We start from the raw sequence: 23,342 nt of genomic DNA, 5'->3' as shown, positions 1-23,342 counted from the left end.
TTCTACCTGCCTTTCATTGCAGGCAAACCGGATGGTTGCCGCGATCGGCGGCATTCAGCCGCCGTCGCGAGCGGGGAACCAGTCGCTGTCTGCTTCCTGTTTTCAGTCCGTGACGATTGCGTCCATCGCAATGTCGTGGGGCTGCGGACGAATCGTTTCGAGCCGGCTTTCGGCGTAACCCACTCCGATGGCCAACGGCCGCCTGTGCATCGCCGCGAGCGTTCTGTCGAAGAAGCCGCCGCCATATCCCAGGCGGTAATTCGCTCCGTCGAACCCGACCACCGGTGCGATCACGACATCCGGCACGACCGATGGCCCGCGTGACGGGACGAGGATGTTCCACACGCCACGCTCGAGCGGGTCGCCCGGGCTCCAGATGCGGAATTCCAGCGGCCAGCCTTTCCTGATGACGACGGGAAGCGCGATTCTGCCGCCGCGCTCGATGACCGTGATCGCCCAGCTGCGAAGGTCGGGTTCGCCCCGGAACGGCCAATAGCCGCTGACGATGCGTCCGCTGACCTTGCCGATGGCAAGATCGAGACGCGAAGCGATGCGGTCCGACCTTTTCTTCCTCTCGTCGGCGTCGATAGCGAGACGCTCGTCGATCAACCTCTGCCGTTCCGCCTTGCGCCAGCGTAGGACGCAGCTCCAGGAATCTTCCCGCTTCGATTGTCCGCCATATTCGGGCGAAAGCTCATGCGCGTAGCAGGGCGGAGATGCATACTCCCGGATTTCGGTGTCGCTGTCACTTTTCTCGGCCATGGCCAGCTCCGTTTCCGTGCGCCCCGCACGTTTGCTGCAGCGTGCTCCGCACGAAACAGGAAGGCAAACGGAATTAAATGCTGTATGAGTGCAAAAATATTGCACTCATGGGAGATCAGATGGACATCGATCGCGCCCGCACGTTCCTTGAGATTGTCCATTCGGTAGTTTCCTGAAGGCCGCGGATCGCCTTCATGTCACGCAGACCACGGTGAGCGCGCGCATACGCACGCTGGAGGAGGAACTTGGTCGTCAGCTTTTCATCCGAAACCGCAACGGCGCGCAATTGACGCCGTCCGGACGCGAGTTCGAGCGCTTTGCCCAGTCTTTCGCTCAAATCTGGGAGCGTGCCCGACATCAGCTTGCCATCCCGTCGGGACGGACAAGCGTGGTGGCGTTGGGCGGCGAGCTCAGTTTGTGGAACCCGCTGCTGCTCGACTGGCTGGTGTGGATGAAGAAGGCCAAGCCAGAGATTGCTATCCATGCCCAGGTGGGGGGTGCCGGACCAACTTCTCGATCAGCTCAGAACGGGTGTTCTGGACATCGCTGTGCTTTACGCGCCGAAGCTGTTGCCAGGGTTCAAGGTGGAGCTGCTGGTCGAAGAGCAGCTCGTTCTCGTGAGAACAAGGAACGAGGAACCGGCTGGTGCGAAAGACTACGTCTATGTCGATTGGGGACCGCTGTTTGCAGCGCAGCACCACGCAAGTTCGACCACTTTTGGAGAGCCTGGGTTGCTTGTTGGCCTTGGGCCGCTGGGGCTCAGCTATATCCTGCGCGCCGGCGGCATGTGCTATTTCCGCCGGGGCGCCGCAGCTCCTCATATCGAGGCGGGGCAGTTGGGGGTCGTTGAAGGCGCGCCGGAATTCACCTATCCGGCCTATGCTGTCTATCCGGAAGCAAGCGAGACGCGAACCGACATTCAGGAGGCTCTACGCGGCCTGAAGCAAGTTGTGAAATGATAGCTGCTCCCGGCGGGAAGCATAGTTTCACGCTACTGGAACGATTGCGAAGACTGCAATGACAGCTGGTCAGCTTCGTCGGTCATCTACATTTCGACCAAAGCGTAAGCCAAGCCAAAGACGCCGGTCATTAGAACGGCGAAGAATGCCCAGCCTCTCAATGCGGCTCGCACATCTTCAGGCTTGGCACCTTCCTGGTTGTCGAAATCATCCATATCAAATCCTAGTTTTCGTTTGCACTTGGTACAGGCGAGGGCTGACGGAAGCGCTTTTCCATCAGCCTTCATGGCTTTCCGACTAGTCGAATTCTCAGGCAGCCGACGGACCCGGGTCGTCGAACCCGACGTCGAAGGCCGCCGGAACCTCGTTGCGAGGTTTGTCGCACGGTTCATCGGAACGATGGACAACGCGAAGGCCCGGCTCGCTCGGCCGCCGCGGTTCCGACGCAACAACTCCCGCGAGCTTCAGCCTCTCGCGCCTTGCGGCTTCCGGTTGATAGACCACTTCATGCACGGTCAGTGTCTCCAGGTGACCGCCCGCAGTCGGAATGGAGATCGACTGCCCTTCGGCCAGACCAAGCAACGCCAGGCCGCGCAGATTGGTTATGGGCAACAGCATGCCAACCAGGCCACGCATCTGGTCATGTGCGATGATGCGGGTTTCGGCAGGGCCGTCGTTCACCCGATAGGCCACGCGGCTGTTGAGTGTCACGACGTTTGGCGGGATGTCATCCCGAAACATTACGACAGCAGTCGAGATCTTTCGTTGGAGAATAGCCCAGAAGGTTTCATTGCGCATTGGATGACGGTCCCTTACCACCTCGAGAATGGTGTAATCTTTGGTGGTCAGTTGGCAGCTATCGGAAGTGGACATGAAATGTCTCCAGCCGGAGCGGTCAGAGGCGATCCGGCATCAAGCAATTGATCGGGTGATGTGGAAAGATCCCCTGCGCCGGACCGGGCCGGCCCAGGGGTCAGACTCCCGCGATCAGACTGCCTGCGTGATTGAGGAGACGGAAGGAGACGCCCATGTCTAGAGGCTCGCCGCGACCGCTGGAGGCGGAGGGGCGAGGCTTTGGGTGCCATCGACTTCCTCCGCGCTGGGTTTGCTTACACCAAGCACCAGCAGTTCATGCCTGCGCCCGTCCCGGGCGGTCCACATGATCGACTGTCCGGCCGAGAGGCCGATCAGGGCCGTGCCGATCGGCGTCAGGATTGAAACCTTGCCTGCAGAAATGTCCGCTTCACCCGGATAAACCAGCGTGACCGTTTTCCGATCGCCGGAGTCGGGCTTGAACGTCACGGTTGAGCCCATCCGGACAGTGCCGGAAGAGACCCAGCCATCGGCGACGACGCGCGCACGCTCGAGTTCTGCCAGGAGCTCGTCAGACGCTTCGGGGTTTCGCGCGGCAAACGTGCTCGCCAGCGCTGATAAACGCGCATGGTCGGACTGGGAGATCCGGATTTTCGGCTTACGCGGGGTTCTTGTGTTGTGCAGCATTTCGAATTCTCATAGCTCTAACGGTCAGCCGCCATCACGGTGGCGGAAACTGGCCAATTCGGGAGATTTTTATTCAAGGCGGCGATGCGCGGAGACGTGCAGCCCTGCGGATCATGTCGATGAAAGTCGGCCCCTCGGCTCGGGGCACATGGCAGCCGAGCCGGGGGTTAAGATCCCGCGATGGGGCAAACCCGGAAAAGAAAATCGCAAAGAATTTTAGCGGCGGCGTTCATAAGCACATAGTTGGGGAAGCAATTGCGGAAGTCAAGGCAACCCCTCACGGTAGTGTCTCAGTTTGAAATTTAGCCGAGATTTCGGACGCGCCTAACGGATCTTCCGCTTGCATCCAATGCGTCCGAGCAACCAACCATGCTTTGCACCGCGGCGTGGCGGACACACTGCAACCGCGGCGGAGGCCGCCTTGAGTTATTCGAAGCGAGCGCCAAGCAACGTATTTATCACCAGCTCTCTTCCAGTCCTGTTTGTTCCGGTCCCGTGCGGTCTCATTTCCGCCAGTCCTAGGAAGACAAGCCGTTCGGCCAATTCTTTCGATAGAGCCGGGTAGGGTCCGCGATTCATGCGCTTAAGCGCTATTTGCTCCTCTTCGGTGAGATCACTCCATATGACCTTCATGACGCTCTCCGTGACTATCCGGTCGCCCCTGAAATTGTGATCGAGGAGGAGATCGTGAATTGGTCGCTGCTCCAAAGCCGGAGCTTATGGAACGGCGTCCGTTCCAACGATACCGCCCTCATTCTCCAGGACGCCGATCCTTTTGACCTCCGAGCGGTTGAGTTTCAGGCGAACACCGATACCGCCGCCGTTCTCGTCAATGAAAATAGCGCCGGCCTGTTCGAGCGTGGTCTGAAGCATGTCGCAGATTTCCTGGTCCGGAAGGGTGATACGCCGCTCGAACTCTTCGATGACCAACCCATCCACACCCGAATTGCTGGCGAGCTTTTCACGGGTCCATTCGACCAGTGCGCGAGCGGCGCGGCATTGGGCACCAGTGATCATCGTAAGATCCCCTGTTCCAGACGCTTTCGCGAGCCGTCACTGCAAAACCATCATGCTCTCACGCTGCGGCTCAATCTCCTCAGAATGGATATCGAGTCCGCAAAAGGGAAGGGTCGATGCCACCCCTCGGGAAACAAAATTTTGATGCAAGAAAGTTGCGTTAAAGCCGCAATAAATTTCGTTTGAGTTGCATAAACTAAAAGAGGAAGCTTTCTCCACATTCGGCGGTCGGCGCGACGGTTTAAATCGAGGACGTGTCAAGTCTCGGGCGCGATGAGGCGCGTATGCCATGGATAGGTCCAAATGCGATAGCCATCAGGTGCTTTCGTGGCCTTGTGTTCGCCCTCCCGACAGAGAACGGACGCTGACTGCAAGAGATATCATGAGGTCACCGGTCGTCGCGGTCGGGCCATACAGCACGTTGGACGAAGTGTGCAGTCTTCTCGTCACGCGCGGTTTAAGCGCGGTCGCAGTGATCGACCGAGGCGTGATGCTTGGCATCGTAAGCGAAGAGGATCTGGTTCACAGGGCGGAACTAGGGACGGCCGCGCCGCGGCGTTCCTGGTGGTTCCATCTCTTCGGCCGTAACACGCAGCTCGCGGCGGACTATCTGAAGTCGCACTCCGCGCATGTGACCGACGTCATGACAAAGCAGGTGATCACGGTCTCACCACAGACCCCGATCGACGAAATCGCGGGGCTGCTGGAAGTAAATCGCACCCGGCGCGTCTTCGTCGTTAGCGGCGAACGCGCCCTGGGGGTTGTCGCTCGCGCAGACCTCGTGCGAGCGCTCGCGTCCGCCAGGCAAAGCATGCCTCGCCCGGTCTCATTCCGTGACGATTCGAGCATCAGGCGAGAAATTGTCGGTGCCCTACGGTCCGAAGCATGGCCATCGATCGGAGCAGCCGACGTGACCGTAACAAACGGCGTGGTCACGTTGTGGGGCGGTTATCTGTCGGAACAGGAACGGAAGGCATCGCTCGTTCTGGCCGAAAACATCTCCGGGGTTCGGGCGGTGAACGATCACCGCGTTCCCCTCGACCTCGCCTACGCGGTGGTTTGAGGCAGGGCGAGGACTGAGAAATTGAGCATCGAAGTCAAGGACATTGCCGCGGTTTCCGAACAGCAAATCCGTCAACTCGTGGACCTGTTTTACGACAAGGTTCGAGCCGACCCTGAACTTGGTCCGATCTTCGAGCGGGTCATCCAGGAACAATGGGAACCGCATCTGCGAAAGATGTACGATTTCTGGTCGTCGGTGATGCTGACCACCGGTCGCTACAAAGGTCAGCCCGTCGCGGTCCACAAACGCATTGAAGGATTGGAGATCGGCCTTTTCGATCGCTGGCTCGCCCTGTTTGGCGAAAGTTGCGCCGAATTGCTGGACAGCGAAACAGCGAGCCTGTTCTGGCGCAAGGCGGTCCGCATCGCCGAAAGCCTCAAGTTCGCCTTGTTCTATCGTCCGGACCGGCCCTGGCCGCCGATAGGCGCCCCATGACGTTCGTGGTTACCGACAACTGCATTAAATGCAAATACATGGACTGCGTAGAGGTCTGCCCCGTCGACTGTTTCTACGAAGGCGAGAACATGCTCGTCATACATCCCGACGAATGCATCGACTGCGGCGTCTGCGAGCCCGAGTGTCCCGCCGCAGCGATCTTTCCCGACACGGTGCCCGACCTTCGGGATTGGCTGATGCTGAACGCGGAGTACGCGGCGGTGTGGCCGAACATAACGATCAAGCGCGATCCACCCGCGGATGCGAAAACCTACGACGGCGAAACAGACAAGTTCCCTCGCTACTTCTCCTCTATTCCAGGGCAGGGGGACGAATGAACGCGGCCATCGGACACGCCTTTCCGCTCTATCTCGGCATCGATACGGGTGGCACCTACACGGACGCCGTCCTTTGGTCCGAAGCCGCCGGAATTGTCGCGAAGGCCAAGTCGCTGACGACACGGCACGATCTCGCCCAAGGTATCGCCGGCGCCGTCGACGCGGTTCTTGGCAAAGCGGCCATCTCTCCCGCCGCGATCAAGCTGGTGCCCATGTCGACGACGCTTGCCACCAACGCGCTTATCGAAGGGCAGGGCGGCCGGGTCGCCCTGGTGATGGTCGGCTTCGCCGAAGCCGACCTTGCCAGGAGCGGTTTGTCGGAGGCGCTGGGGTTTGATCCCGTTGTCTTCTGCCGAGGCGGCCATGACGTCCACGGCGAACCGCGTGCCCTTGAGCTTGACGCTCTGGAGAAAGCTTTGCCGGGGCTTGCCGACACTGTTTCCGGGGTCGCCGTCGCGGCCTATTTCGCGGTTCGCAATCCCGAACACGAGATCGCGGCGCGCGAACTCATTCGTGAGCGCAGCCGGCTTCCAGTAACCTGTTCGCATGAACTCTCATCAAAGCTTGGCGGGCCGCGACGCGCGCTGACGACGCTTCTCAATGCGCGCCTCATCTCGATGATCGACCGCCTTATCGATGCTACAGAAGGTTTTCTCGAGAAGCGCGGCATAGCGGCGCCGTTGATGATGGTGCGTGGCGACGGCACGTTGGTCACCACAAAGTTTGCTCGTGCGCGGCCGATCGAAACCATTCTGTCTGGCCCAGCGGCCAGCCTGGTCGGAGCCAGGTACCTGACAAACCTCGACGACGCGGTGATTTCCGACATCGGCGGCACGACCACGGACATCGCGGTCCTGGAGGCCGGTCGCCTGCGGCTCGATCCCGAAGGCGCGACCGTTGGCGGCCAGCGCACCATGGTAGAGGCTGTCGCCATGCGCACCTTGGGCCTCGGGGGAGACTCGGAAGTTTCGCTTCGGGAGCGGTCGCTGACTTCGGCGATCGTGCTCGGCCCGCGGCGGCTCGTGCCGCTGGCGCTGGCCGCCGTGGATCATGGCGACGCGGTGCGCAAGGATCTGCAGCGTCAATTGCTCAAGCCCAACACCGGGCGGCTCGATGGTCGCTTTGCCTTGCGCACGGGGGTTCCAGACCGGCTCGCAGCCGGCCTGACGGCGACGGAGACTCGGCTCTACGCTAGCATCTCGGCAATTCCCGCCACGCTCGATGACCTGCTCATGTCGACCTCACAGGTCGCGACACTCAATCGCCTGGTTGCGCGCGGTCTGGTGCACATCGTCGGCTTCACGCCATCCGATGCGGCCCACGTGGTCGGCAGGCAAGCCAACTGGGATCCTGCGGCGGCCCGGCTGGGCGCCGCGCTGTTTGCGCGCAGGCGCGACGGCCAGGGGCGCCATATCGCGAAACACGCTGACGCATTTTCGGAGATGGTCCTTTCCTGCGTCACACGGCGTTCGGCCGAAGCCGTACTGGAAACGGTCTTCGCCGAGGATGGGCTGGACGGCGAGGTCTCCGTTGCCAATCCTCTGGTCCAGAGGGCGGTTCGGCAACGCGGCGGAATGGTGCGGCTTTCGATCGAACTCGACAGGCCGGTGATCGGGCTCGGGGCCTCCGCATCACTCCACTACGCCGGCCTCCCACCTCTGATCGGCAATGACTGCCATATCGCCGAACACGCCGACGTGGCGAATGCGCTGGGCGCGGTCGTTGGGCAGGTGCGCATGTCGGCGGAGGCTCGCGTCAGCCAGCCGGAGGTCGGGCTGTTCCGTCTGAATTCCGGCGAGCGGCTGGACGATTTCGATACCGAGGACGAAGCGATGGAGGCGGCCGAGGCCCATGTTCGCGTCCTGGCGGCAAGCCTTGCCGAGCGTGCCGGGACCGATCGGGTCCGGATCGAGACCGCGCGGCAGATCAAGGTGGCTACGATCGAGGGTGAGCGCAGTTTCGTCGAAGCCACCGTCGTGGCGACTGCCACAGGCCGGCCACGCGTCGCTTCCTGAGGCGATCAAGGCGGATCCCGCTCCGGAAGCACTCCTGCACACGCCGGTCGAGACCCGCTCATGCGAAGCCGAGCTCGATGCGCTGCAGATGCTGCTCGCCAACGCCAAGCGCCCGTTCGTCGTCCTCGGCAGCACGCGCTGGGATGAGGAAGCTGTGGCGCAGATGCGCACGATCGCCGAGGATGGGCACTGCCTGTGGCAGATGCCTGAAAGTCTAACGTCAACGATCCGCCTCGGATTGGCCCATAGTATGAGTTCGGTCGCGTCATTTACATCATCAGGTTAAGATGGCGAGGGAGGCACGACTTGCGCAGAATGTGCCATGACGAACGTCTCTATGACGTTGACGTGGACAGTAGCGAATGCGCGGTTGCCCTTTGGTTCTACTGTGCATAGAAGCATACTGCTGGCGGGCGAAAATTGGGGTACTAGGGGCGTGGGCTCTAAATTCGAAAAGCTTAACAGGCTGCGCGAATCTCTGCGCGAATCCAATCACGATTTCCGGGCGAGTACCCAGCTGTTCAGCAGCTTGGATGTCACCAAGATCGCTCGCGATATGGATCTCGCGGGTCGGGGGAAGGAACGTGGCGAGCTGAACCAGCCACCCAAAAGCGCAAAGAATCTCGACGATGTCGAGTATGCCATCATCGAACGCGTCGAGGACGAGAAGAAGGCTTCCTACCATACCCTCGAGGACAACCTGCAGCTTCTCGGCGGCCGTCTGGCCGGCCTAGATTTCGAAGAGCAATTCGGTCTGATCCGCCAGGCGAATGCGGCCAGCGTGACGGACTTCAAGGGTTCGGTGGCCATTGGTCTGGACGAACTCCACGGATTGAGGAGGGCTCTTAAGGACGCTGAGAAAGAGCACTCTTGGTTCAAGGAAAAGCACGGCTTGGTTCGCGCCGCGCGCGTGCAGCACGGCGCAGCTCACGTGTTTAGGCTCTCGCTGCTACTGTTCTTGTTCCTCATCGAGACTGCAATGAACGGCAGCTTCCTTGCGAAGGGAAATGAACAGGGGCTCTTTGGGGGCATCCTCGAGGCTGCGGCATTCTCTTTCATCAACATTGGCGCCGCTTTGCTGCTGGCGGTTTTCTGCGCCCGATTGGTTACCCACCGGTCCATTTTTTGGAAGTTGGTAGGTATTGGTTCGATCATTTTCTACATTGCGCTGGCCGTGACCATAAATCTGGCCTTGGCTCATTATCGTGAGGTAAGTGGGTCGCTCGCTGACGGTGCAGGCGTCGAGGTTATTCGGCATCTGCGTGCTGATCCGATGGGACTGACGGACGTGAAGTCCTGGTTGCTTTTTGGCATCGGGCTCATGTTCTCGCTTTTCGCGTTTATCGACGGCTGGTTCGTGTTCGACCCGTATCCAGGGTACGCGGGCGTTGAGAATCGGTTGGTTCACCGGCGCGAAGACTACATCGATCGCAAGAAGGAGCTGATCGAAGAGCTGCAGGACGTTCGTGACGATCACAACGAAAAGGTTGAGGACATCGTCAAGGAACTCGGCAGTCGCCGCAGGGAGCATCGCGCGATTGTTGATCATCGCTCGAGGCTTCTAGCACTCTTTGCTCAGCATCAGGACCAATTGGAGCGGGCTTGCAATCAGCTTCTTTCCAAATACCGCGAAGCGAACATCCAGGCCCGAGCGGAGCCGGCGCCCAAGCATTTTGGGTCGCCCTACAAGCTAGATCGGTTAAAGCCCCACGTCTCGGGGGAGGGAGAGTGGAGCGAGACTGACATTGGCGCATCGATCCGCGACGCACAGGAAGAGCTCAACGCTCAGGTTCGGCTGATCGGCCAAGAATGTGAACGTGGTATTGAACAATACCGGGATCTCGACAAGCTTCATCCCGACAGTGTGAGCAATGGCTAGGCGGTCTCGTAGGCGCAAGAAGGGCCAAGCGGGCACGATCGTCGCGGCTGTCGCCCTAGGGATTTTATCGGTCGCAATGTTGGCCGGCTTTGGCTGGATGTGGTCTAGATCCGGCACTGGGCAGATCGATATCAGCACGAATTGTCCGTTGGGCGGGCCGACCAGTCTAACCGCCGTTCTGATCGACGCCACTGATCCGGTTTCAGGAACGACGATGGCGGATCTGAAGAATGAGTTCCGCAAGACCATCGCGCGCGTTGAGCCGGGCGGCTATGTGAGGATTTACACCCTGAACTCTAATCCCGGCGATCTGACCGTGATGTTCGACGGGTGCAACCCAGGCGATGGGTCGACGGTGGACAGTTGGACCAATAATCCTGCGCGTCGTCAGAAGAAATGGGAAGACGCTTTCGGCGATCCCCTGAGCAAGCTTCCTGACGAAATTCCGAATGGCGACTCCGCGAGCCAATCGCCGATCATGGCCGGCATCCAGAAAATCAAGCTATCGCTCTTCGATAGCAACTTGGCGAAACCGGGCAGCGCAAAGCGGTTGGTTGTCGCGTCGGACATGATCGAGCACACGTCGCTTTATTCCCAGTACCGATCGGGCCTCGATTACCAGAAGTATCTCAATAGCGCCGCCGATCGGACCTATGGCACGTCGCTCGATGGGGTCAACGTCACGATTCTCTACATCGACAGAGCGAAGAAGCCATTTCAGTCGCTCGACCACGCCGAGTTCTGGACGCAGTGGGTCCAAAATCACCATGGCGAGTTCGAAAAGTTGGTTGGCTTGGAGGGGTTAAACTGATGGCCAGAAAACACGACCATGCCCTGTTGGGCCATCCAGGTTTTCCGCTGGTTGTCTTTGCGGCGTTGACCCTTGGCGGCTGTGTCTTCATCGCTGTCGCCAAGCTGTCTGGAGTGAACCCGATTGTGGGGGCGGGCATACCGGTCTGCCTGATGTTCTCCTATCTGGGTGTGTCGGTCTTCACGGGCAAGCTCCGGCTTCACGATGAGCAAACCGGAGACAACCTCTACTACATGGGCTTCCTATACACGCTGACGAGCCTTGGGGTGTCGTTGTTTCAGTTTGGTTCGGAAGGTTCGACTGAAACCATCGTTAGGAACTTCGGTATCGCAGTGACATCGACGATCACCGGTATCGCGCTCAGAATTTTCTACAACCAGATGCGCCGCGACCCTGCCGATATTGAGCGGACGGCGAGGCACGAGCTCGCTGACATGACGCGGCGAGTAAGAGCTGAGATGGAAAGCGTGACGAGGGAGTTTGCGGACTTTCGCCGTGTCAGCCATCAAATGCTGGAAGAGGGCTTCGCGGAGATTGCCGCGCAGGCGGAGCGTAACGGCGAGCACATTAGATCCGCCTTGGACAAGATCGCAATGGAAGCGATCAAGCCGGTCCAGGAGGCATCAGGCAAACTCAGCGACGCACTTAAGGACAATTTCGGCCAGGTCGAAAGTCAGTTCTCGTCGATTGCGCAGCGCGTCGAGGCGGCCGCCGATTTGCTCGACAAAGCCAATGGCTCGATGTCCACGTCGGTGAGCAAACTCGGCGCGCAAGCTGACACGGTGGCCACGAAGCTGGAGAAGGTGGTCGTTCCTGACGAGGTGCTGAAGAACGATTTGGCGCCGATGGTGAAGATGCTGGGCAGCGCGGTCGCGCAGTATGCCGTGAAGACCGAGACCGCCTCGCAGGAGCAGCAAGCTCGCATGACCAGTCTCGCCGATGCCGTGGCCAAGGTCGCGAGTGGCGTGGAGCGGGCCGCGGCTGCCGCGGAGAAGACTGCCGAGACTGTTCAAGCCCAGCAGAACGTGACTCAGGCGCTTGCGGCGGTGGTCCAAAAGCAAAGCAAGGACACAAGCGAGCTCGTCGCAACGCTCGCGGAAAGGAGTCTCCACGTCTCGCGATCGGACCACTCCACCAACGGCACAATAGCAATCGAGCCGGCGCCTTCGGTGACGCCTCCGGCTAGTGTCGGCGAAGAGGCGCCGATCAAGATTGCCGAGAGCCCGCAAGGCGATACCTTCCAAACTTTGAGCGGCACGCCGCAAGCAGAGAAAGTTGAAACGCCGAGAAGATCCAGCTGGTGGGGCAGGTGAGCGACATCGGCGGAACATCAGTCGCTTTCGAGCGCAAGGGCTATGGCCGCGGCCTGATCCTTGGCCTGACGATGGCCGAGACGATGCTGCTTCTCGTTTTCTGCCTTCTGTTGGCGGCCGGCGCCATCATAGCCAAGAAAGAGAAAGAGGCGGCGGAGGCACTGAAGGTCGCGCAATCCGTCCAGGAGAACGTTCGCAAGCTCGAGGAGGAGAACAAGCGGTTGGTTGCTCAACTGAATGCGCTGATTAAACCCGCGACGGGCCGCAATGTGCCCGACCGGGAATGGCGCGAGCTTGTCCTGGCGAAAGAGGCCGTCGAAGCAATCAGGAAGGCGGGACTAACGGTTGAACAGGTAGTGAAAACGGCACCGGTTACCAAGGTCCTTGCCGAGAACGACGTCGACGTGGACCAAGCCAGGGTAATGATCGAGCACATGAAGGTGTTGAAGGAATATGGCTACGTTGGCGCGGCCAAGACCTCCAAGGACCTTTCGGAAGCCCTGAAGAAGGCAAGCGAGGCCGCAATTGCCGCCAAACCGCACGATTGGCCACCAATCATCAGCCTCAGCGAGCTTAAAGGCTATAATTTTGAATCCGGTAGCGCGGAGCTTTCCGATGGCTTCAAGACGAAACTACGTGACATGTCGAAGACCATCGCCAGTATCGCGACTTCGTATGGCGTCGACGTCATCGAGGTGATCGGCCACACGGACGAGCAAGCAATGTCTGGAACGTCATCCAACATGGACAAAGATCTCCAACCGGTTTTGGCCGGAAAGGTCGAGGTTGGTAAGCTACATCCGGCAGACAATGCGGGCCTTGGATTGGCGCGTGCTATTTCGGTCACGAGCATCCTTCGCGACATGCCCGAGCTGAAAGGGTTCACCATCCTGCCTATGTCGGGTGGCCAACTGATATTGCCTGGCGACCGTCTGACCGATGGAGCACAGGCTGGCGACGTAAAGGCAAGACGACGAATTGAAATCAGGGTGAGACAGCGCTCACGCGAAACGGATCTGGCGCCGGCTGGGGGATCGAAGACATAGGCCGGAGCAGGACGTTGGCGCGCTAGAACGCCAGCATTGAGTTGGGGGGATCGAGGGATGGGATTTTACGTTCGAAAATCGGTCAGTGCGGGGCCGTTCCTTTTCAATTTCTCATCGGGCGGCGTTGGTGTCTCAGTAGGCGTTAGAAGGGCTTCGGATCGGAACGGGTCCACGAGGCCACTACATTCATGCGGGCGTTGGCGGTCTCTACTATCGGGGGACGCTCGGAAAGGCCGGCGCGAAAAACGTTGCTCGACAGCCGGCGCCTCAAACACCGCAGATACAGCCGCAACCGTCTAGGCCGGAATACGTGGCCGATGGCGTCGTGATGAGGGAGATCGAGTCCGGCGACGTGATGGACATGCGCGATGAGACTTCAGCCGAAGTGCTGGACGAAATCAACGCCAGACAGTCGCAGACGCGGCTCTCGGTGATCCTGGCGGTCTTGTTCGGCATCGTGGGTTTCCTTGTCGGAAAGGCAATCGGGGGGGCCGGGCCGGTGGTGGGAGTAGCCGCCCTCTTACCCGGCATGTTGATCGGCAAATGGTTTGACGGCTATCGCCGGGTGACGGTGCTTTACTACGATCTGGAACAGGACGCCGAGACTGCCTATGGCAGGCTGGTGGCCGCCTTCGAAACGCTAACTGGTTGCGCGGGAAAGTGGCACGTTGCGGCGGGAGGTAAGATCGAGGATTTGACGACTTGGAAGCGCAACGCCGGCGCCAGCATGCTGGTCGACAAAAAGCCCACGATACTTGCAAGCACGTTGCCGCAAGTTGTCCGCAGCAACGTCACGCCGCCTTCGATTCACGTCGGCCGGCAGGTGCTCTATTTCATGCCGGACCTTGTCCTAGTGAAAGACGGAAATCGGTACGGCGCCATCGGCTATGGCGATCTTCGAACCCAATTTGCACCGAGCAATTTCATTGAGGCTGGCCAAGTACCATCTGATGCTCAGGTGGTGGGGCATACTTGGGCGCATCCCAACAAGAGCGGCGGCCCGGACAGGCGGTTCAAAAACAATCGGCAGATTCCGATCTGCCGATATGAGGCATTGCGACTATCCAGCGCGAACGGATTGAATGAGCTCGTCGAGTTCTCGAAAACGAATGTCAGTCAGCCGTTCTGCCAGGCAATCTCAGCGCTCTCCCGAGTGCACGCCTCGCACCGAGCGACACTGTACTCGGTGGGGCAGCGCAGCCTAACGTCCAGAGCCTGAACCTTTATACGTAGGAAGGTTCACCTTCGCAGCGAACTAGCAGAGGCCCTCGCAGGGTACGCCATCGCCGTCTCGGTCGAGCTTGCCACCCCATGAGCAGTTGTTCAGGTACCAATGCGCTTCCTCGCAGGACGAGATTTGCGAGCAATAGCGCCGAGGCTGGCAAGAGTAGTTCTGCGCTATCTTGCCTTGGCTGATCAGGCCGATCTTATTGTTCGTCGGCGGCTTTCGATCATCCGAATGGCCGGCGCGCCAATCCCATGGCGCCTCGAATTCGCCAGTCCAGATTCCCATCTTGGCCGACTTTGCTTGCGCCTGCAGCTCCGCGTATGCGCCGTGGCTGTATCGGGGCCAATCAAGAGCCTGGCCGTGCTCAACCATCCAAGACGCCACGCTGGCGCCGTCTGCGCGGCGACAATCGCCCACGAAGCGGTGATACCTGTCCCATGCGATGAAGGCACAGTGTACCGGTCGAGAGGCGGCCAGAAATGTGTCGAGGGCCTCGGCCGATCGACGCCCACATGGATAGTCCGCGCCGGTGGCATCTTTGCAGAGCTGACGGCTTTCTGGCGCGTCAATCCCGTTGAAGCGGATGCGCTGACCGTGGATTTCGATGGTGTCGCCGTCCACGACTGACGCCGTGCCCGTGATGGGCGGTGGGTTGACGGCAGTCCAGTTGGCCACGGCCGCTCCAAGTTCGCCGCGGCTGCCACCATTGAGGGAAAAGACGGTATAGGCTGAAGCTCCAAGGCCAGCGATTGCTAGCGATACGATCGCAATGGTCCGGCTGCGGGGAGCGCGGACAACTGAGCTTCGGCGTTCACGACTTAAGCGCGACCGATGCCGGTGTGATTGCCGGTCGTCCCTCAAATGCTAGCTCTCCCCACTAGAAATCACGCACTAGCGTCCCCGTCCTCTCTTGACCGACGCCTTCTTTGTAGTTGTCTTGCGGCCAAGACCGAGCGCTTTGGCGAGACTCGAACGGCTTTCTGAGTAGGTGGGGGCAACCATCGGGTAGTCACGTGGCAGTCCCCATTTTTCCCGGTATTCGTCCGGCGTTAGACCAAAATGGGTAGCCAAATGCCGCTTCAGCGATTTGAACTTTTTTCCATCTTCTAAGCAGATGATGTAGTCGGAAAACACCGAACGCTTAGGATTGACCGCGGGGTTTTGGGGCGGGGCTTCTGGTTCGACAGGTTGCTTAATTGTGGAAAGCGATAAGTTTACGCTCTCAATCAGCTCGGGCAGGGAGGCAACTGGAACAGCGTTCTTGCTGACGTAGGCGGAGACGATATCGGCGGTAAGCTCGATTAGATGGGCCGCGTCATTCTCTGAAGACATGGTATATCCTTTGCTGACTTCAATGGTCCTGTTGATAGCCGTTCCGACAGAAAATTCTAGGCCTTGCAGACATGAGGATATTCATGCTTTCGTGTGAACGAAAATCTCAAATAACGTGGGTTGGGATTGAGAAGGTCAACGATATTAACTGGTTGCGTTGTTCTGGTTTTATCTCCGTCGGCATCAGCAACAAATACGCCGTGCAGCGGACATAAGGGCGGAATATCAAGGTGCCAGGGCAGCACTTTCGTCTGTAATGATGGTTCGGTAAGCGCGAGCAAGAAAAACTGCTCTGCCTATCTGGGTGGTAGCGCAGGGCTCGTTGGCAGCCAGCAAACGGAAATGTCGCCAGTCAACATACCCGAGGAGTGCTCTTGTCGGGCCGGCCATTTTTGTGTTGGACCGCGGGGAGGGCACTTTTGCATCACGGACAGTGGCGCCAAGAGCTACCTCCGCAACTAGCTCGGCTGCTGGACTTAGAAGTCACTCATAGGGTCAGTGTGAAAAACTAACTTCACACCGAATCAGTTGTTAGACGGTTGTCACCAACTAGACCGCTTTGCCATTGCTGACGCTCGCCAAGTCGCTATGTTGGCTGGCTCTTTTGGTCATGCCATTCCGCGTCGAACGCCTGCCTTCCCTTCGCGGACCAAAGGCTCCGGGCATGCTCGCCTTCATGGCTCTGTAGCTTCGCGGCGATCCAGAGCATCGCGCCGTAGATTATGGCGCGATCGTCATTCGTCAGTTCGGCAATGCCTGCCTTGACGACGAGACCACCGAGCTCGATCAAATGTCGGGTACGTTTGCGACGCTGGACTTCCCAGGTGCGCATGTCATTGCGAGCCCGCGCTGCCTGACGGCGATTGCGCGCTGCCTGGTTGCGCTGGAGCGCTACGCCGGTTGCTTTCAGATGCCGGAGCAGTTCGACGGGACCTGCTCTCGAAAAACGTCACCCCACGCTTAGCCCATGCCTCACGCCTTGCGGCGTCCTTCGTCTCGGCGATTGCGACCAACGCACCGGCCAGTTCGTCGGTGCTGAGTGCATCGGCGCCGGTGGCGATCACCAGTTCACCGAGCTGCTGTACCTTCCGCATTTTGAGCTCTCGCGCCTTTTCTTCCAGGGCACGAAGTTCGGCGTCGAAGTCACGTGGTTTGCGCATGGCTGTCTCCATCGGTTGTCGATCGGAGGATGATAGAGGAGCGTCTGCCGGAAGGCTTCAGAGTTGCCGAGACAGCCCGGGACGGGCTGGTCCATCCCGAGAATTTTTCGAGGGAGGGCGCGCTTATACGTCGTGCCGACGTTCGCTTTGACGTGCAAATGATCTGGTCGCGATGGCGATCTATCATCTTCACGTCAAGGTCATTGGCCGCAAGGCAGGGAGCAGCGCGGTTGCGTCTGCTGCCTACCGCTCGGCCTCGCGGCTGGGCGACGAGCGCATTGATCGAAGCCATGACTTCTCGGCAAAGCGCGGCGTGGTCCATTCCGAGGTGATGCTGCCGGACAATGCGCCAGATGCTTGGAGCGACCGCGAACGGCTCTGGAATGATGTAGAGGCCTTCGAGGTGAGGAAGGATGCGCAGCTTGCTCGAGAGGTGGAGTTTGCCCTGCCGCGTGAACTGAGCCAGGCGCAAGGCATCGAACTGGCGCGCGACTTCGTCCAGGCCGAGTTTGTCAGCAAGGGCATGGTCGCTGATCTCAATGTGCATTGGGACCGGGCGGACGATGACAGCCCCAAACCGCACGCCCATGTCATGCTCACCATGCGCTCGGTCGATGAGAATGGTTTTGGCGCGAAGGTTCGAGACTGGAATGCTACCCAGATGGTCGAGCGTTGGCGCGAGCGATGGGCGGACTTTGTCAACGAACGCCTGGCCGAACTCGACATAGACGCACGCATCGATCATCGCAGCCTGGAAGCGCAGGGCATTGCGTTGGAGCCGCAAACCCAGATTGGCGCGCCGGCTCAACGCATTGAGCGTAGTGGCCTTGAAACTGTCGGCATCGAAGCTGATCGGGCCGAACTGCACCGAGAGATGGCGCGTAACAATGGCGCGCGCATCATCGCGGATCCATCCATGGCACTGGATGCGATCACGCATCAGCAATCGACCTTTACCCGAAAGGACATCGCGAAGTTCTCGCATCGGCACAGCGACGGACTGGAGCACTTCAACGCGGTGATGGGTGCCATCAGCAAAGCGCCCGACCTTGTCGAACTCGGCAAGGATGGACGCGGAGAAGATCGCTTCACCACGCGGCAAATGATCGAGACAGAACAGCGCCTGTATCGTGCGGCGGAACGCATGGCTGCAGAGGGACAGCATGCGGTGAGTGAGCCGGTTCGTGCGACGGCTGTGGCGCATGCCAGGCAGCGTGGTCTCGTTCTGTCAGGCGAGCAGACCGATGCATTGGAGCACATCACGGACGGCCGCGGCCTTGGTATCGTTGTCGGTTTTGCCGGCACGGGCAAGAGCGCCATGCTGGGTGTCGCGCGCCAGGCATGGGCAGCAGCAGGTTACGAGGTTCGAGGCGCAGCACTTTCCGGTATCGCGGCCGAGAATCTCGAAAGCGGTTCCGGCATCTCGTCGCGCACCATTGCCGGCATGGAGCACAGCTGGGGACAGGGCCGCGATGTGCTCAGCGCTCGCGATGTCCTGGTGATCGACGAGGCAGGGATGGTCGGCACGCGCCAATTGGAGCGCGTGCTCTCCCATGCCGCGGACGCTGGCGCGAAGGTCGTGCTGGTCGGTGATCCGCAGCAGCTGCAGGCGATTGAAGCCGGCGCCGCATTCCGTTCGATCCACGAACGCTACGGCGGCGTCGAGATCGGTCAGGTGCGTCGGCAGCGCGAGGACTGGCAGCGTGACGCCACGCGCGATCTGGCAAGCGGCAGGATCGGCGCTGCGATCGGCGCCTATGAAGCACAAGGCATGGTGCACCAGGCTGTGTCGCGCGATGAGGCGCGCAGCGATCTTGTCGAGCGCTGGGATCGCGACAGGCAGACAGAGCCTGAAGCAAGCCGGATCATTCTCACCCACACAAACGACGAAGTGCGCGCGCTCAACGAGGCAGCGCGCGAGCGCATGCGCGCTGCCGGAGATCTCGGCGACGAGGTTCGCGTCGATGTGGAATACGGGTCGAGGAGCTTCGCACGCCGCGACCGGATCATGTTCCTACGAAACGAGCGCGGGCTCGGCGTCAAGAACGGCACGCTCGGCGTGATCGAGGCGGTCAGCGCCCAGAGGATGACGGTTCAAACCGACGACGGCCGTTCCGTGCGCTTCGACCTGAAGGACTATGCCCACATCGACCACGGCTATGCCGCGACCATTCACAAGGCGCAGGGCATGACAGTCGACCGCACGCATGTGCTGGCGACGCCAGGCATGGATGCGCATGGCAGCTACGTTGCCCTGTCGCGTCATCGAGACGGGCTGGAACTACATTACGGCAGCGACGACTTTGCCACACGAGACCGGCTCGTCCGGACGCTGTCACGCGACCGAGCCAAGGACATGGCGTCGGATTACGATCAGATCAACCCGGCGCAAAGCTATGCCGAGCGGCGCGGGATCAGCTTCGGACAGCGCATGGTCGAGATCGTGCGCCGGATCGTTCCGGACAAGCTGCGCGACAGGATTGGCGAGCTGCTCCACGGGTTGCGCTCGCCCGCAGACGCAATGTCCGGTCAAGACCGTGGGCGCAGCCCGGGAAGAGGAGACGGTGGAGCGCAAAACGGAGATGCCGGCCGCACGCCTGGAAGAGGAGGTTCCGCCAGGGGAGCACAGCGCGAAACGGATTTGCCGGTGGACCCGGAAGCCGCGTTGCGCAGCGCTCGCACGAAGGCGCTCGTGCGTCACGCGCGCGCGCTCGACGCTGTTATCCGCACCGGAAATGCGGACGGGCAGGGGACTCCTCAGCAGATGCGGGAATTGAGAGAGGCGCGCGACGCTTTCGAGAAGGTTCGGCCTCATGGCTGGCGCGATGCCGAAGCGGCCTATGTCAAGAATCCCGAGATGGTTCGTGAGGCGGCCGCCGGCCGCGTCAACCGCATCGTGCTCGCTCTTCAGCTTGAAACAGAGATTCGCACCGGACTGGAAGCCGATCCGATCCGGCGCGGCGACCGTTTCGTTGAACGCTGGCAAAAGCTCGACCGGACAAGCCAGGAGCAATATCAGGCCGGCGATATGTCCGGCTACAAGTCAACCCGCTCGGCCATGTCCGACATGGCCAAAAGCCTTGAACGCGATCCGCAGCTTGAATCCCTGCTTGCCAATCATAAGAAGGCGCTTGGCATCGAGGTCGAGTCCGGCCGCCGCCTTGGTGTGGAACTCGCGTTCAACCACGGGATTGGCAGAGGGCGTGGCATAGGAATCTAAACCCTCCGATTTGCCGCCGTTCCCACGCCCCAGATCGATGAGAAGACAAATCTGATTGCGCGCGAGCCTCGGGTTGTCCTGTCTGGATCCAGCAAGTGTCAATGCTCTCAGCGAAAGGCAAGCCAGCCCATGCCTGAACCGGATCGTATCATTCGCCTCAGGACCGTCCTCGCGCGGACCGGTTTGTCCCGCTCAACGATGTACCGCAAAATCGCCGAAGGCACGTTCCCGGCTCAGATCAAGATCAGCATGAATGGTGCGGGATGGCGAGAATGCGATATCAATCGGTGGGTCGCTGATCCTGTCTCCTGGCGTACCAAAGTGAGTCAAAAAAACAGCGACTAAGGGCGGTCAAATGGCACGTTCCTGCCGCCGATGAGCACGTCTCTCTTAGCAAGTTCAGTGACTGAAAAAGGGGCCGTTATCGGCCAAGCGGGTTTCGGACGGGATTTGCTATAAGCAGGCGGCCTTGCGGTCATTCGCCGTCAAATTTGAGGACCAAGGTAGCGGGCACCCGTCAATGTCCACGCTTGGTGAGCTTCTATTGACAAAACTCCTTCAAGCGTAGCGTTTCTCAGGGGAAATGCGCGACTCATCGACTCATCAGCACAGACGCCTCTGATTGCTTGTGGCCTACTGCGGAAGGGCCAAGCCAAGGTCGGAGTATATCGGCGCGAGTTCCTCATCGGTCAGTAAACCGGGCGAGGTGGCTATGCTCGGGAAATTACCCACCACGAAGTAGAGCAACAAGATTGAGGGCAACGCGAATAGGGTCTGGTCTTCTAGTCGACCCTTGATGCGCTCCATGATGAAATCCTTAGTGTTCAGCCAAAGGAGGATGTCTTCGATTGAGTTCTCGCCGGCCAGTGGCAGGTACGCCTCGATCAGCTCGCCGTCGAGAGTGGTAACAGTCGCTTCTACGCCGATCTTGTCTCGGTAGTACACGGACAAGGCGTCGATCAGCGCTTTGACGCTCTTGACCGATGCGTCGATGAGGTTTCCGACTTGACGGAAGTAGTCGTCAGTCGCTTCGATCAACGCCATCGCCTTTGCCGCAGCCCGCATCATCTCAGGCGTCGATTTAACGCTCGGCTTGTAGATTGTGTCGTGGGTGACTTCGCTGAAAGCATGCTGCAGCAGCGTGCGGACCTGGATCTCGCACGGAATGTCCAGCGGCATAGGAACGCCCTCGAAGACGATCCCCGCTTTTGCCCGAACCACGTAGTGGACCGACTGATAGCCGAACTCCCAAGGCTTGCGGGCTCGCTCCTCGGCGAAGTCCCGGGCCTTTTCCCAGAACCAGTATTTGTCACCGAATTCGGTGATCGTCTTCTCGACTATGGGTATTTCGTCTGAGGTGAGCACGACGAACCGGATTCCCACCTTGTCCTCGATATCATCATACGGGCTTGCATAGCCCTTGCCGCGATAGAGTGCCTTCTGGATAAGCGACTTGTTCTCCTTCAGCCTGTGCTTAACCGGAAGGCGCAAGAACAGATCCGGCGCCTCCACCTGGGTCGAGAGCCCGTCGATGACCGCGTGGACGATGAACCTGCCCCAGGCATCGTAGTACTGCTGCTCCGCCTCCCAGCGCCGCAGGATCTCGAGCTCGGTCGTCATAGTTGTTCGGTGACTGGCCTGCGGACCGTGATCCTGGTCCAACTTGCAGCCTCGCTATCGGAAACATCGCCTGGCGGGACATCCTCGATTGTCACGGTACCATTGCGTATCGCGTCCGGGGACGCCGAGAATTCGATGTCTGGACCAAACTTGTACTTCCGGCGCCGCAGCCTACCCCCCATCTCGCTAATGTCCCGAACCACGGCTCTATCGGTCGGGAATTTCTTGGCCTCGAGGAACCTGTTGAATGGGTCGCGCAATTCGGGTGGCAGATACGTGTCGCCGAACTGTTGCGAGGTGAAGGTGGGGGCCTGATCTACCTTAACAAACGCGAACAGCGCGTCGCCCAGGTCCCTTCGGAGATCTCGGTCGCTTACTGATGTGCGAACGAATTCCTTCGTGAGGTCGAAGAACTTCGCGGTTTCGTATTTCCCGCTTTCAGGAAAGGCGCAGCCGAGAAAACCATCGTAGAAATATACGGCCGCGTTCTCTCGGCGGGCGGCGGTGATGTTGCTGTCAAATACGAAGCATCGCCAACTTGTGCTCGCCGTGACGGCGACATCTTCAGAGATGAACAGAGCAAGCTTGTAAAGCCTGGTGGCTGGCGTAAGAAAGATGTTCTCGAGAAATTCGGTTACAATTTTTGCAGCAGCGAGCCGGCGTTGAAAGCCGGACTGCATCTCCGCTTTAATCACGCCTAAGAAAGGCTTTCCGTCACCTCCGACTTTTCCATCGAAGACCAGAAGCATCCCGCCGGGAATCCCTCGTGATTTCTGTGCGTCAGCGAGGGCATCGGCCATGTGATTGGAGATGTTTGGAAAATCGGAGTCGGGTGCGAGCACAAGACGTCGAGCAGTTCCAACCACGCTCGCGTCATTGGTCTTCACTATCTGCATCTCTATGCTTTTGGACTGCGCGGAGAGCGCGTCAGTGATACGCATCCCAAAATGACTGATCGCCTTGGCATCCAGTACTTCGAGCTCCTTGCCGTACGATGGCGGCACTACATTGGGCCCGTCTTTCCTCTGGAATACCTCATGCATAACGACTCGGCCAATAGAAAGATTCTCTACAAGCAAAACTCGATCCCCCTTCGAAAATATCGAAGAATGTTATTCTGAGCGGGTTAAAGAAGGATATCAGAACAAAGCGCGAACACAACGCCTCCGTCGTGAAATTCTGACGGGGGAATCGTAGGGAGGTCCGCCCTGATGGCGCTGAACTGCGGCGTCGACACCGGTCGGACCCGCACTCGATCGATCCGCGGCACAATAAGACCGTAGCGCGGAACGGTCATACACACGCTGCGGATGACCCAAGGAGCAGCGTCCCCAATATAGACACCGAGATGCCGCACCGTGTTCTGGATCTTGGCATGCCCACAAGGAAGCTGACCACGGTGGACCGATTGCGTTAGCTCCCGGTGACTACTAGCAGGCAGGGGACATCCATGCGGGTAGAAGGATGCACTGAGGTCGACCGGGGCAGACGTGCCAGACCGGGGTGCTTTCCTTTCCCCGGATGACTAACCCCGGGATTTTGCGGCGGACTTCTCAACAACCGAACGTTCGCGCCGGGCATGAACGTGAAGCAATGGCAAGGAGACGTTGTTATCCTATCTCGTGAAGCTATTGACCGAACAGG

The 23,342-nt window shown here is 59.6% G+C and carries 25 protein-coding genes; 14 read left to right on the top strand and 11 right to left on the bottom strand.

Annotated elements, in window-relative coordinates:
- Positions 1-102: 102 nt before the first annotated feature.
- On the bottom strand, positions 103-762 hold the full coding sequence (locus tag P9273_RS29655; protein ID WP_278052040.1) for a 5-formyltetrahydrofolate cyclo-ligase: 660 nt from the start codon (positions 760-762) through the stop codon (positions 103-105).
- Between the two features lie 497 nt (positions 763-1,259).
- Between P9273_RS29655 and P9273_RS29650 the strand changes: the two genes are divergently transcribed.
- Positions 1,260-1,721: a LysR substrate-binding domain-containing protein gene (locus P9273_RS29650; RefSeq protein ID WP_278052039.1), complete on the top strand. Its 462-nt coding sequence runs from the start codon at positions 1,260-1,262 to the stop codon at positions 1,719-1,721.
- Between the two features lie 86 nt (positions 1,722-1,807).
- Here P9273_RS29650 and P9273_RS29645 read toward each other — a convergent pair whose 3' ends face one another.
- The 4 genes from P9273_RS29645 to P9273_RS29630 all read right to left on the bottom strand — a co-directional run bounded on the left by P9273_RS29645 (position 1,808) and on the right by P9273_RS29630 (position 4,238).
- Positions 1,808-1,936 (bottom strand): hypothetical protein, encoded by a 129-nt coding sequence (locus P9273_RS29645; protein WP_278052038.1) that lies wholly within the window; start codon positions 1,934-1,936, stop codon positions 1,808-1,810.
- A gap of 94 nt (positions 1,937-2,030) precedes the next feature.
- Positions 2,031-2,594, bottom strand: coding sequence for a nucleoside-diphosphate kinase (locus P9273_RS29640; RefSeq protein ID WP_278052037.1), 564 nt, complete (start codon positions 2,592-2,594; stop codon positions 2,031-2,033).
- 159 nt (positions 2,595-2,753) lie between these two features.
- Positions 2,754-3,221: a nucleoside diphosphate kinase regulator gene (rnk, locus tag P9273_RS29635; RefSeq protein ID WP_278052036.1), complete on the bottom strand. Its 468-nt coding sequence runs from the start codon at positions 3,219-3,221 to the stop codon at positions 2,754-2,756.
- A gap of 717 nt (positions 3,222-3,938) precedes the next feature.
- Entirely contained in the window at positions 3,939-4,238 is a 300-nt protein-coding gene (locus P9273_RS29630) for an XRE family transcriptional regulator (RefSeq protein ID WP_278052034.1), read from the bottom strand.
- A gap of 382 nt (positions 4,239-4,620) precedes the next feature.
- Between P9273_RS29630 and P9273_RS29625 the strand changes: the two genes are divergently transcribed.
- From P9273_RS29625 to P9273_RS29580, 11 genes are all read left to right on the top strand, one after another.
- A complete protein-coding gene (locus tag P9273_RS29625; RefSeq protein WP_278052033.1) occupies positions 4,621-5,301 on the top strand; it encodes a CBS domain-containing protein in 681 nt (226 codons plus the stop codon).
- 21 nt (positions 5,302-5,322) lie between these two features.
- Positions 5,323-5,736, top strand: coding sequence for a group III truncated hemoglobin (locus P9273_RS29620; RefSeq protein ID WP_278052032.1), 414 nt, complete (start codon positions 5,323-5,325; stop codon positions 5,734-5,736).
- The gene (gene fdxA, locus P9273_RS29615; protein ID WP_278052031.1) at positions 5,733-6,074 is read left to right on the top strand and encodes a ferredoxin FdxA; all 342 of its coding nucleotides are present in this window, start codon (positions 5,733-5,735) and stop codon (positions 6,072-6,074) included. The genes P9273_RS29620 and fdxA overlap by 4 nt, the downstream gene beginning before the upstream one ends.
- Positions 6,071-8,089 (top strand): hydantoinase/oxoprolinase family protein, encoded by a 2,019-nt coding sequence (locus P9273_RS29610; RefSeq protein WP_278052030.1) that lies wholly within the window; start codon positions 6,071-6,073, stop codon positions 8,087-8,089. Before fdxA ends, P9273_RS29610 begins: the two co-directional genes overlap by 4 nt.
- Entirely contained in the window at positions 8,022-8,375 is a 354-nt protein-coding gene (locus P9273_RS29605) for a hypothetical protein (protein ID WP_278052081.1), read from the top strand. Before P9273_RS29610 ends, P9273_RS29605 begins: the two co-directional genes overlap by 68 nt.
- A gap of 36 nt (positions 8,376-8,411) precedes the next feature.
- Positions 8,412-9,968: a hypothetical protein gene (locus P9273_RS29600; protein WP_278052028.1), complete on the top strand. Its 1,557-nt coding sequence runs from the start codon at positions 8,412-8,414 to the stop codon at positions 9,966-9,968.
- A gap of 148 nt (positions 9,969-10,116) precedes the next feature.
- Positions 10,117-10,779, top strand: coding sequence for a hypothetical protein (locus P9273_RS29595; RefSeq protein ID WP_278052027.1), 663 nt, complete (start codon positions 10,117-10,119; stop codon positions 10,777-10,779).
- Complete coding sequence (locus P9273_RS29590; protein ID WP_278052026.1) at positions 10,779-12,092, top strand: hypothetical protein; 1,314 nt, start codon at positions 10,779-10,781, stop codon at positions 12,090-12,092. Before P9273_RS29595 ends, P9273_RS29590 begins: the two co-directional genes overlap by 1 nt.
- Positions 12,089-13,138, top strand: coding sequence for a hypothetical protein (locus tag P9273_RS29585; protein ID WP_278052024.1), 1,050 nt, complete (start codon positions 12,089-12,091; stop codon positions 13,136-13,138). Before P9273_RS29590 ends, P9273_RS29585 begins: the two co-directional genes overlap by 4 nt.
- 57 nt (positions 13,139-13,195) lie before the next feature.
- Positions 13,196-13,438, top strand: a complete 243-nt coding sequence (locus P9273_RS32450) for a DUF4236 domain-containing protein (protein ID WP_442920269.1) — start codon at positions 13,196-13,198, stop codon at positions 13,436-13,438.
- A gap of 10 nt (positions 13,439-13,448) precedes the next feature.
- Positions 13,449-14,357 carry a hypothetical protein gene (locus P9273_RS29580; protein WP_278052023.1) on the top strand — a complete coding sequence of 303 codons (909 nt, stop codon included), beginning with the start codon at positions 13,449-13,451 and terminating at the stop codon, positions 14,355-14,357.
- A 36-nt stretch (positions 14,358-14,393) separates the two neighbouring features.
- Here P9273_RS29580 and P9273_RS29575 read toward each other — a convergent pair whose 3' ends face one another.
- The 4 genes from P9273_RS29575 to P9273_RS29560 all read right to left on the bottom strand — a co-directional run bounded on the left by P9273_RS29575 (position 14,394) and on the right by P9273_RS29560 (position 16,858).
- Positions 14,394-15,041 (bottom strand): thermonuclease family protein, encoded by a 648-nt coding sequence (locus P9273_RS29575; protein WP_278052022.1) that lies wholly within the window; start codon positions 15,039-15,041, stop codon positions 14,394-14,396.
- A 216-nt stretch (positions 15,042-15,257) separates the two neighbouring features.
- On the bottom strand, positions 15,258-15,698 hold the full coding sequence (locus P9273_RS29570) for a MucR family transcriptional regulator (protein ID WP_278052021.1): 441 nt from the start codon (positions 15,696-15,698) through the stop codon (positions 15,258-15,260).
- 586 nt (positions 15,699-16,284) lie between these two features.
- The gene (locus P9273_RS29565; protein ID WP_278052020.1) at positions 16,285-16,530 is read right to left on the bottom strand and encodes a conjugal transfer protein TraD; all 246 of its coding nucleotides are present in this window, start codon (positions 16,528-16,530) and stop codon (positions 16,285-16,287) included.
- 1 nt (position 16,531) lies between these two features.
- Complete coding sequence (locus tag P9273_RS29560) at positions 16,532-16,858, bottom strand: conjugal transfer protein TraD (RefSeq protein WP_278052019.1); 327 nt, start codon at positions 16,856-16,858, stop codon at positions 16,532-16,534.
- A gap of 172 nt (positions 16,859-17,030) precedes the next feature.
- Here P9273_RS29560 and traA point away from each other — a divergent pair, with 172 nt between their 5' ends.
- A complete protein-coding gene (gene traA / locus P9273_RS29555; RefSeq protein WP_278052018.1) occupies positions 17,031-20,078 on the top strand; it encodes a Ti-type conjugative transfer relaxase TraA in 3,048 nt (1,015 codons plus the stop codon).
- Positions 20,079-20,207: 129 nt separating this feature from the next.
- Positions 20,208-20,423 carry a helix-turn-helix transcriptional regulator gene (locus P9273_RS29550; protein WP_278052017.1) on the top strand — a complete coding sequence of 72 codons (216 nt, stop codon included), beginning with the start codon at positions 20,208-20,210 and terminating at the stop codon, positions 20,421-20,423.
- Between the two features lie 288 nt (positions 20,424-20,711).
- On the opposite strand, the gene P9273_RS29545 is transcribed toward P9273_RS29550, so the two are convergent.
- A complete protein-coding gene (locus tag P9273_RS29545) occupies positions 20,712-21,698 on the bottom strand; it encodes a GTP pyrophosphokinase (RefSeq protein ID WP_278052016.1) in 987 nt (328 codons plus the stop codon).
- The gene (locus P9273_RS29540; RefSeq protein ID WP_278052014.1) at positions 21,695-22,741 is read right to left on the bottom strand and encodes a nucleoid-associated protein; all 1,047 of its coding nucleotides are present in this window, start codon (positions 22,739-22,741) and stop codon (positions 21,695-21,697) included. The genes P9273_RS29545 and P9273_RS29540 overlap by 4 nt, the downstream gene beginning before the upstream one ends.
- Positions 22,742-23,342 lie beyond the last annotated feature (601 nt).

It is taken from the genome of Mesorhizobium sp. WSM4935 (assembly GCF_029625735.1).
Classification (GTDB): Bacteria; Pseudomonadota; Alphaproteobacteria; order Rhizobiales; family Rhizobiaceae; genus Mesorhizobium.
The sequence above is the reverse complement of the archived record's forward strand: the minus strand, read 5'-3'. Positions and strand labels throughout refer to the sequence as shown.